8 protein-coding genes are annotated in these 8644 nt (G+C 41.8%); 7 read left to right on the top strand and 1 reads right to left on the bottom strand.

All coding sequences use genetic code 11. From position 1 onward, the window contains the following. The 7 genes from BKK50_RS06405 to BKK50_RS06375 form a co-directional block, all read left to right on the top strand. Nucleotides 1-2648: YadA family autotransporter adhesin (locus BKK50_RS06405; RefSeq protein WP_208606201.1), on the top strand; the 2648-nt coding region annotated here is incomplete at its 5' end. A 191-nt stretch (nt 2649-2839) separates the two neighbouring features. Continuing rightward, nucleotides 2840-5428: a leucine--tRNA ligase gene (gene leuS / locus BKK50_RS06400; protein WP_077416430.1), complete on the top strand. Its 2589-nt coding sequence runs from the start codon at nt 2840-2842 to the stop codon at nt 5426-5428. A 50-nt stretch (nt 5429-5478) separates the two neighbouring features. Further along, a complete protein-coding gene (locus BKK50_RS06395) occupies nt 5479-5892 on the top strand; it encodes a nucleotidyltransferase substrate binding protein (RefSeq protein WP_077416428.1) in 414 nt (137 codons plus the stop codon). Then, the gene (locus BKK50_RS06390; RefSeq protein WP_077416426.1) at nt 5874-6185 is read left to right on the top strand and encodes a nucleotidyltransferase domain-containing protein; all 312 of its coding nucleotides are present in this window, start codon (nt 5874-5876) and stop codon (nt 6183-6185) included. The genes BKK50_RS06395 and BKK50_RS06390 overlap by 19 nt, the downstream gene beginning before the upstream one ends. 80 nt (nt 6186-6265) lie before the next feature. Then, on the top strand, nt 6266-6757 hold the full coding sequence (locus tag BKK50_RS06385) for an LPS-assembly lipoprotein LptE (RefSeq protein ID WP_077416424.1): 492 nt from the start codon (nt 6266-6268) through the stop codon (nt 6755-6757). Continuing rightward, nucleotides 6757-7791 carry a DNA polymerase III subunit delta gene (holA, locus tag BKK50_RS06380; protein WP_077416422.1) on the top strand — a complete coding sequence of 345 codons (1035 nt, stop codon included), beginning with the start codon at nt 6757-6759 and terminating at the stop codon, nt 7789-7791. The genes BKK50_RS06385 and holA overlap by 1 nt, the downstream gene beginning before the upstream one ends. 87 nt (nt 7792-7878) lie before the next feature. Continuing rightward, nucleotides 7879-8142, top strand: a complete 264-nt coding sequence (locus BKK50_RS06375) for a DUF5339 domain-containing protein (protein WP_077416420.1) — start codon at nt 7879-7881, stop codon at nt 8140-8142. A gap of 63 nt (nt 8143-8205) precedes the next feature. On the opposite strand, the gene mutT is transcribed toward BKK50_RS06375, so the two are convergent. Further along, nucleotides 8206-8613 (bottom strand): 8-oxo-dGTP diphosphatase MutT, encoded by a 408-nt coding sequence (gene mutT, locus BKK50_RS06370; RefSeq protein WP_077416418.1) that lies wholly within the window; start codon nt 8611-8613, stop codon nt 8206-8208. Nucleotides 8614-8644: the final 31 nt, after the last annotated feature.

Here is an 8644-nt window from a genome sequence, read left to right as displayed (position 1 = left end):
CGAAGAATGTGATAGACAATGCGATTACCAATGTCACCAACACCACGACAGCGAATATTACCAATAACAACGGTAATATCTCGGTGGATGTGAATACGGGTAAAGTGACGGCAGAAAACGGTAAAGCGGTGTCGAACACGACAAACGGACCGATTGCAACGGTTGAAGATGTGGCGAACACGATTAATAACGTAGGTTGGAGAATAGGTAATAACACAGGTGCAATGGTAAATCTTGTGAAAGCAGGAAACCAAGTGAACTTTGTGAATGGCTCGGCAACGATTGCTAACGTATCGGCTGTTAATGGCACTGTAACCAACGTGTCATATGATGTGAATGTTGATAACAACACGATTACTGTTGTAGATGGAAAATTGGTGGCGAATACAAGTAACATCGTGAACCAACTAACCGGCAATTCGACCGTGACTGACGGTAGAGCGAATGCAACCGTTAATAATGTGGATAACAGCAACAAAGTGGCAACGGTTGGTGATATTGTCAACACCATTAACAATGTTTCTTGGGGGGTAACGTCTGGTAATGTAAGTGGCACAAATGGTGAGTTCAGTATCACAGATAAGGCGAATGCGACAGTGAAAGCGGGTGATACCGTGACTTACAACGCAGGTCAAAATATTAAGATCGAGCAAAATGGTAAGACCTTCAATATTTCAACCACGAATAATGTGACATTTAACCATGTGAACACGACAACATTGACGGTAGGTAATGCCTCAGATCCAAGTAACTCAACCAATATCACATCAGGTCCTGATGGGTTAAATGTGAATGGTGATAAGATTACCGGCATAGCAAATGGTACTATTTCTAATAATAGTAAAGATACGATAAACGGCAGTCAGTTATATAACTTAGGGGATTCCATTACGAACATCTTTGGCGGCAATACCACATTTAATACGACAACAGGTCAAGTTGAGGGCTTTGAACGTACACTCAATACAACGGGATTAGCGAAAGATGAAAACTATGTTGCGCCAACATCACCGGCAAATAACATCACAGAAGCGTTTGAACAATTAAACAACTATGTGAATGCCGGTTGGAAAGTTGGCGGTGCAGATGGTCAGACCGTGGAACGTATTTCACCGGATGAACAAGTCAATTTTGTCAATTCTGACACGATCACATCAACGGTTGTTGTGAATGACAAAGGCGGGGCGAATATCTCGTTTAATGTGAATTCAACTGCGATAGCGAAGGCAGCTACAGGTACTGTTTCTGCCAATACCACGACCGGTAAAGCTGAGTCTAATAACTATAACGGTAGCAGACCGCTTGCCACTGTAACAGATGTTGAGAACACAGTTAACAATGTGTATCACACCGTAAATGCAACAAATAGTGATATACAAGTCGTTGCAACGAATGGTACAACGCAGATCAAAGCCGGTGATACGTTGAATTTTGAAGCAGGTAAAAACTTGGTTGTTAATCAAACAGGTAAAAATATTGCTTTTGGTTTAGCTGAAAACATTAGTGTGAATAACATTAATGCAACAGGTTCCATTACTGTGGGTAACACGACGATTAATAATGGCAGTGTAACCAACTTAGTGAACAACCTTAATGCAACTAACAGTATTGCCACTAACAGCAATGGTAAGAATGCCTCAAGTGCCGATGCACCAAGCATTGTAAATGGAACAAATGCAGCAACCGTTAATGATGTATTGAATACAGGTTGGAATTTGCAAGAAAATGGCAAAGCGAAGGACTTCGTGGCAGCTTATGATACCGTGAACTTTGTAAATGGTACCGGCACAACGGTGACGGTGACGACAACCAATGGTAGTACATCCGTTATTAAAGTTGATGTTGTTGCTGATGGTAATACGATTAAAGTTCAACCAAATGGTAACCTGACTGCAAATACCACAAATATTGTTGTGAACAATGGTACGGCATCAGTTGATCCAAATGGCCACGGTAGCAACTTGGTGAATGCGACAACCATAGTGAATACGGTTAACAACGTGAGTTGGAATGTTAATGCTATGGCAAGCGGAACCGGTAAAGTGATCAACTTAGACAAAGATGGTCAACCGACAACGACTCAGGAAGCAACACCGGTTAAAGCCGGCAACACAGTCAATGTTAATGCAGGCAATAACATTGAGATCACTCGTCAAGGTGCGAATATCACCGTTGCGACATCAATGAACCCAACCTTTAATACTGTACAGGTTGGTGGAAATGCGAGCGGTCCGATTATTCGTAGTGATGAAAAAGGTAACCTTGTTATCGGTAGACCTGATGTAGCGAACAACACACTTGTACCAACGCAAATTAAAAATGTTGCACCGGGTACAGATCCAACAGATGCAGTGAATGTTAGCCAGTTGAAAGGTAGTATTACTAATATCAACAACCATATTAACAAAGTGAATAAAGAAGCCCGTGGTGGTATTGCGGGTTCCAATGCGGCAGCAAGTCTTCCACAAGTTTACCTACCGGGTAAATCAATGATGGCGGCTTCAGCCGGTACTTTCAAAGGTGAAAATGCCTTTGCAGTAGGTTATTCACGTGCAAGTGATAACGGTAAACTTATCTTGAAACTTCAAGGTAATGCTAACAGCCAAGGTGATGTTGGTGCCGGTGTAGGTGTCGGTTACCAGTGGTAGTGTCAACCTTATAATATTTAAAGTTTAAAACCCGACTTTAGTCGGGTTTTTTATTGCTTATAAAACTTGTGGAAAAATGACCGCACTTTCTCTCCCTCTCCCTATCAATTTTTACGGTTTTACGGTATGCTATCCGCCATTTTATCAGGTAAAAAATTCCGCAAAGTGCGGTCAAAATTGAAGGTGATTTTATGCAAGAACAATATCGTCCCGATATAATTGAACCGAAAGTTCAGCAGTATTGGGCTGAAAATAAGGTTTTCAAAGCCGTTAAAGATGTCAATAAAGAGAAATATTATTGTCTTTCCATGTTCCCTTATCCGTCAGGTCGTCTGCATATGGGGCATGTGCGTAACTATACCATCGGTGATGTGGTTTCACGCTATCAACGTATGAACGGTAAAAATGTGTTGCAACCCATCGGCTGGGATGCTTTTGGTTTACCCGCTGAAGGAGCGGCCATTAAACACAAAACCGCACCGGCAAAATGGACATACGAAAACATTGAATATATGAAAAATCAGCTCAAAATGCTGGGCTTTGGTTACGATTGGGATCGTGAAATTGCAACCTGTAAACCGGAATACTACAAATGGGAGCAATGGTTTTTTACCGAGCTTTATAAAAAAGGTTTAGTGTATAAGAAAACCTCAACGGTAAACTGGTGTCCGAATGATGAAACCGTACTGGCAAACGAACAGGTGCATGACGGTTGTTGCTGGCGTTGTGATACTCCGGTGGAACAAAAAGAAATTCCTCAATGGTTTATTAAAATCACCGATTATGCCGAGCAATTATTAGGCGGCTTGGATAATCTTCCACAATGGCCGGATATGGTGAAAACCATGCAACGCAACTGGATTGGACGCTCTGAAGGGGTAGAAATTACCTTTGATGTTGCGGATACCAATGAAAAAGTCGCCGTTTACACCACCCGTCCGGATACCTTCTATGGTGTTAGCTATTTAGGCATTGCCGCCGCTCATCCTTTGGCGGGCCTGGCGGCACAAAACAACCCTGAATTAGCCGCTTTCATTCAAGAAGCCAAAAATGCCAAAGTAGCCGAAGCCGATCTTGCCACGATGGAGAAAAAAGGTATGGCGACAGGCTTGTTCGCTCTTCATCCCCTAACCGGTGAAAAATTACCGATTTGGGTGGCAAACTTTGTGCTTATGCACTATGGCACAGGTGCAGTGATGGCAGTACCTGCCCACGACCAACGAGACTATGAGTTCGCCCAAAAATATGCCTTGCCATTAAAACAAGTGATCGCGCCGGTTGAGGGTCAAAAGATTGATTTAGCCAAAGAAGCCTTCACCGAACACGGGGTGTTAATCAATTCTGCTGAATTTGACGGCTTGGATTTCGATGACGCCTTTAACGGTATCGCCGATAAACTTGAGAAATTAGGTGTGGGTAAACGCCAAGTAAACTACCGCTTGCGTGATTGGGGCGTATCCCGTCAACGTTATTGGGGAGCGCCAATTCCAATGCTCACCCTTGAAAACGGTGAGGTCGTGCCGGCTCCATTGGAAGATTTACCGATTATTCTCCCTGAAGATGTGGTGATGGATGGGGTGAAAAGCCCGATTAAAGCCGATCCAAATTGGGCGAAAACCACTTTTAAGGGTGCGCCTGCGTTAAAAGAAACGGATACCTTTGATACCTTTATGGAATCTTCCTGGTATTACGCCCGTTACACTTCCCCAACCTTTGCAGAAGCCATGTTAGATAAAGAGGAAGCCAATTATTGGTTACCGGTGGATCAATATATCGGTGGTATCGAGCATGCCACAATGCACTTGCTCTACTTCCGCTTCTTCCACAAACTCTTGCGTGATGCCGGTTTTGTGACAAGTGATGAACCAACGGTGAAATTATTATGTCAAGGGATGGTGTTGGCAGATGCCTTCTATTACACTAGCCCAACTAACGAGCGGATTTGGGTAAGCCCAACCCAAGTTACCCTTGAACGTGATGAAAAAGGCCGTATTATCAAAGCAACCGATCCAGAAGGACGTGAACTGGTTCATTCCGGTATGACCAAAATGTCGAAATCGAAAAACAACGGTATCGACCCGCAGGAAATGGTGGAAAAATACGGTGCAGATACCGTTCGCTTGTTTATGATGTTCGCCTCCCCTGCGGAAATGACCCTTGAATGGCAAGAATCCGGCGTAGAGGGAGCAAAACGCTTTTTAGGTCGGGTATGGAATCTGGTGTATCAATACCAACAAAACCCGGCAAAAACTGCCTTAGAAGTGACCGCACTTTCTGCCGATCAAAAAGCCCTTCGCCGTGAAGTCCATAAAACCATTGCGAAGGTCAGCGATGATATTGGTCGCCGCCAAACCTTCAATACGGCTATTGCGGCAATTATGGAATTGATGAACAAACTCACCAAAGCGCCATTGGATAATGAGCAAGATCGTGCCGTTATGGCAGAAGCCTTAAGTGCTGTCGTGCGTATGCTTTATCCGATTACCCCACATATTTGCTTTGAGCTATGGCATGCCCTCGGCAATGAAAACAGCATTGACACAGCAGAATGGGTGAAAGCCGATGAAACGGCGATGGTGGAAGATGAAAAACTCATTGTTGTGCAAGTCAATGGCAAAGTGCGTGGAAAAGTGACCGTTTCAGCCAATGCCACCGAACAGGAAATCAAAGCGATAGCTAAAGCGGATGAAAACGTGGCGAAATTCCTTGACGGCATGGAAATTGTCAAAGAAATCTATGTGCCGCTTAAAATGGTCAGTTTTGCAGTAAAACCTGTATAAAATTAATCTAAAAGGCTCGTTTGACGAGCCTTAATTTTAGGATAACGACAATGCAAGATATTCGCCGGCAACAACGCTTTGATAATTACAAAAAAGCAGTACATTATTTGGTCGATGAAGTAGAAAAGTATTCAAATACGGATTCAGATATTATTAAAAAGGGAATTATTCAAAGTTTTGAAATAACGCATGAACTGGCATGGAAACTGCTGCAAGATATCTTAAAATATCAAGGTGAAGTGGAGCTCTGGGGTTCAAAATCTGCAACACGGTTGGCTTTTAATCGCGGACTTATTCAAAACGGTGAAATATGGTTAGATATGATTGAAAGCCGTAATCTTACCGTCCATACTTATGATGAAAATATTTTAAACAAAGAATTTAATAAAGTAGTGAAAGATTATTTACCTTTATTTATTCAACTAAAAGAGCGTATTGAACAATTATGGACAATTTTGGCTTAAGTATCAGAGCAACAGAAACAATTCAGAATATTCTAAAAAAGTACCCCGAAGTTGAACAAGCCATTATTTATGGTTCAAGAGCAAAAGGGAATTACCGTGAAGGCTCCGATATTGACTTAACCCTCAAAGGTAACCATTTGACCCGTTCAATACTCAGTAAAATTTGGTTAGATTTAGATGATTCAAATTCGCCTTATTTATTTGATTTGTCTATCTATCATGAACTATCCAATCAGGATTTAGTTGAGCATATTAATCGGGTTGGAAAGCTGTTTTATCAACGGATAACCTAAAAGTATCGCTTTTGGTGATACGGGGTTTGTGCTAGAGTAGCGAACAATTTTTGTCATTTTCTATAACAAGGAATTTTAATATGTTGAAAAAATCCGTGGTATTTTTTGTCCTCTTTTTAAGTGCCTGTGGTTGGCATCTTCAAAATGGCGCATTAATCCCTCAAGAATTACATACCCTTGCCTTCGAAAGTTCAGATCCTTACAGTGAAATGTCGATGGCAATGCGTCGTCAATTACAAACCAATAACGTCAATCTGGTGAATGCTGAACAAGGTGTGCCGGTATTACGCATTAATAAACAAATCACTAATGATGAAGTATCTTCTATTTTCAAACGTGGACGTGAGGCAGAGAAAACCCTGATGTTAGAAGTGGAAGCCACCGTGCGTTTAGCCAATGGTCAAAGCCATCCGATCAGTGCAAAAGTTAATCGTACTTTCTTTGATAACTCTCGAGCAGCATTGGCTAAAGCCACAGAACGTGACGTGATTTGGAATGATATGCGTGAACAAGCGGCCCGTCAGCTCATCACGAAAATGGTGGCATTACAACATCAATTAAAAGAAAAATAATGAACCGCATTTTTCCTGAACAACTACCTCATCATCTTGCCCAAGGACTGGCTAAAGTTTATTGCTTGGTTGGGCAAGATCCGCTGTTGCTCAGTGAAACTGAAGCGGATATTTATCAAGCAGCACTCCAACAAAGCTTTGATGAAAAAAATACAGTACAAATTGACAGCCAGACTGATTGGGCTGCATTAATTGAATCCACCCAATCAATGGGCTTGTTTTTCAACAAACAAGTGCTTGTGCTCAATTTACCGGAAAATTTGACCGCACTTTTGCAAAAAAAACTGCAAGAATTTATTACAGCATTAAATGAAGACGTGCTATTGGTTTTAACGATGCCCAAACTTGCCAAAGCCACCGAAAAACAAGCGTGGTTTTTGGCATTGACAGAATATGAACCCAAAGCACTCTTGGTGAATTGCCAAACACCCAGTTCGGAGCAGCTCCCCCGCTGGGTAAAAAATCGCCTTCAAATGATGGGATTGACGGCAGATAACGAAGCCATTGCCCAGCTTTGTTACAGTTATGAAAACAATTTACTTGCCCTCAAACAAGCCTTACAACTTTTAGACTTACTTTATCCCGATCACAAACTGACTTATCATCGGGTCATTTCTGTGGTTGAGCAATCATCCCTCTTCACCCCTTTCCAATGGATTGATGCCTTGCTTGTCGGTAAAGTCAATCGGGCTAAACGTATTTTAGTGGGCTTACAGGCGGAAGATGTTCAACCCATTATTTTATTGCGTACCTTACAACGTGAGCTATTCACCTTACTTGATCTGACAAAACCTCAGCAACCTATTCGTATCACAGAGGGGTTGCCCGTTCAATCTCTTAAAGCGGAGTTTGATCGTCTCAAAATTTGGCAAAATCGCCGACCGCTCTTTTTAGCTGCCGTACAACGGCTAACCTATCAAAAACTCTATGAGATTATCCAAGAATTGGCAGATATTGAACGCCTTGCCAAACAAGAATTTAGCGATAATGTATGGGAAAAATTAGCGGATTTATCGGTGAAAATTTGTTTATAATCTATTGTTTTTTTTTTGAGCGAAAATAGTATAATAAGCCGCCTTTTGGCAATAATCTTATTTATTAATTTTCGTGAGGAAATCACAATGAAAAAAACATTAGTCGCACTTATCTTTATGGGCTTTGGTCTTTCCGCTTCTGCCGCAGAATTATCTGATAGTTGTAAAGCCTATTTTGCAGAGGTTGATTCATATCTTGCTTCTATGCCGGCAGCTCAAGCCAACTCAATGAAAGCACAGTATGAATCCAGTAAACAACAGTTTGCGATGATGCCAGTAGCGGCGCAAGATCAGGCTTGTGGACAAGCTGTAGAGCAATTGAAACAAATGAAAGCAGCGATGCCAAAATAGTTTTAAATGATGTCATAAATGGATTTTGATGAAAATAACCCCAGCCTAGGCTGGGGTTCGTATTTATGGAATTTGCACTTCGCTGAGCAATCGGTTGATTAACTTTGCATTGGCCGGTGGAAATAATCCTGCATCTAAGGCCCGTTGTTCAATCCAAAAACCTTCCTGCCCTTCACGCCCAAAAGGTTCGCCAATCCATTCTTCCACGAGATAGAAGAAAAATGAAATTACCTTGGTGGGATATTCAAATTGAAAGCGTTCATAAAGTTCAGCATTTAAAACGACAATGCCGATTTCCTCTTCCAACTCACGTTTGAGTGCTTGTTCCGGTGTTTCGTTTTCATCCACTTTCCCCCCGGGGAATTCAAGGGATTGAGCAAAATCCTGACCTTCCAAACGCTGGGTTAAGTAAATTTGTCCGAATTCATTACGAATAATACCGGCTGAAACTTGTATGATTGGTTTTTCCATGTTTTTGATCCAAGATAAAAAAAAGTGCGGT

The sequence above is a fragment of the Rodentibacter rarus genome (genome assembly GCF_001998965.1).
Lineage (GTDB): Bacteria > Pseudomonadota > Gammaproteobacteria > Enterobacterales > Pasteurellaceae > Rodentibacter > Rodentibacter rarus.
Note: the sequence above shows the minus strand (reverse complement) of the source record. Positions and strands in the feature narration are given on the sequence as shown.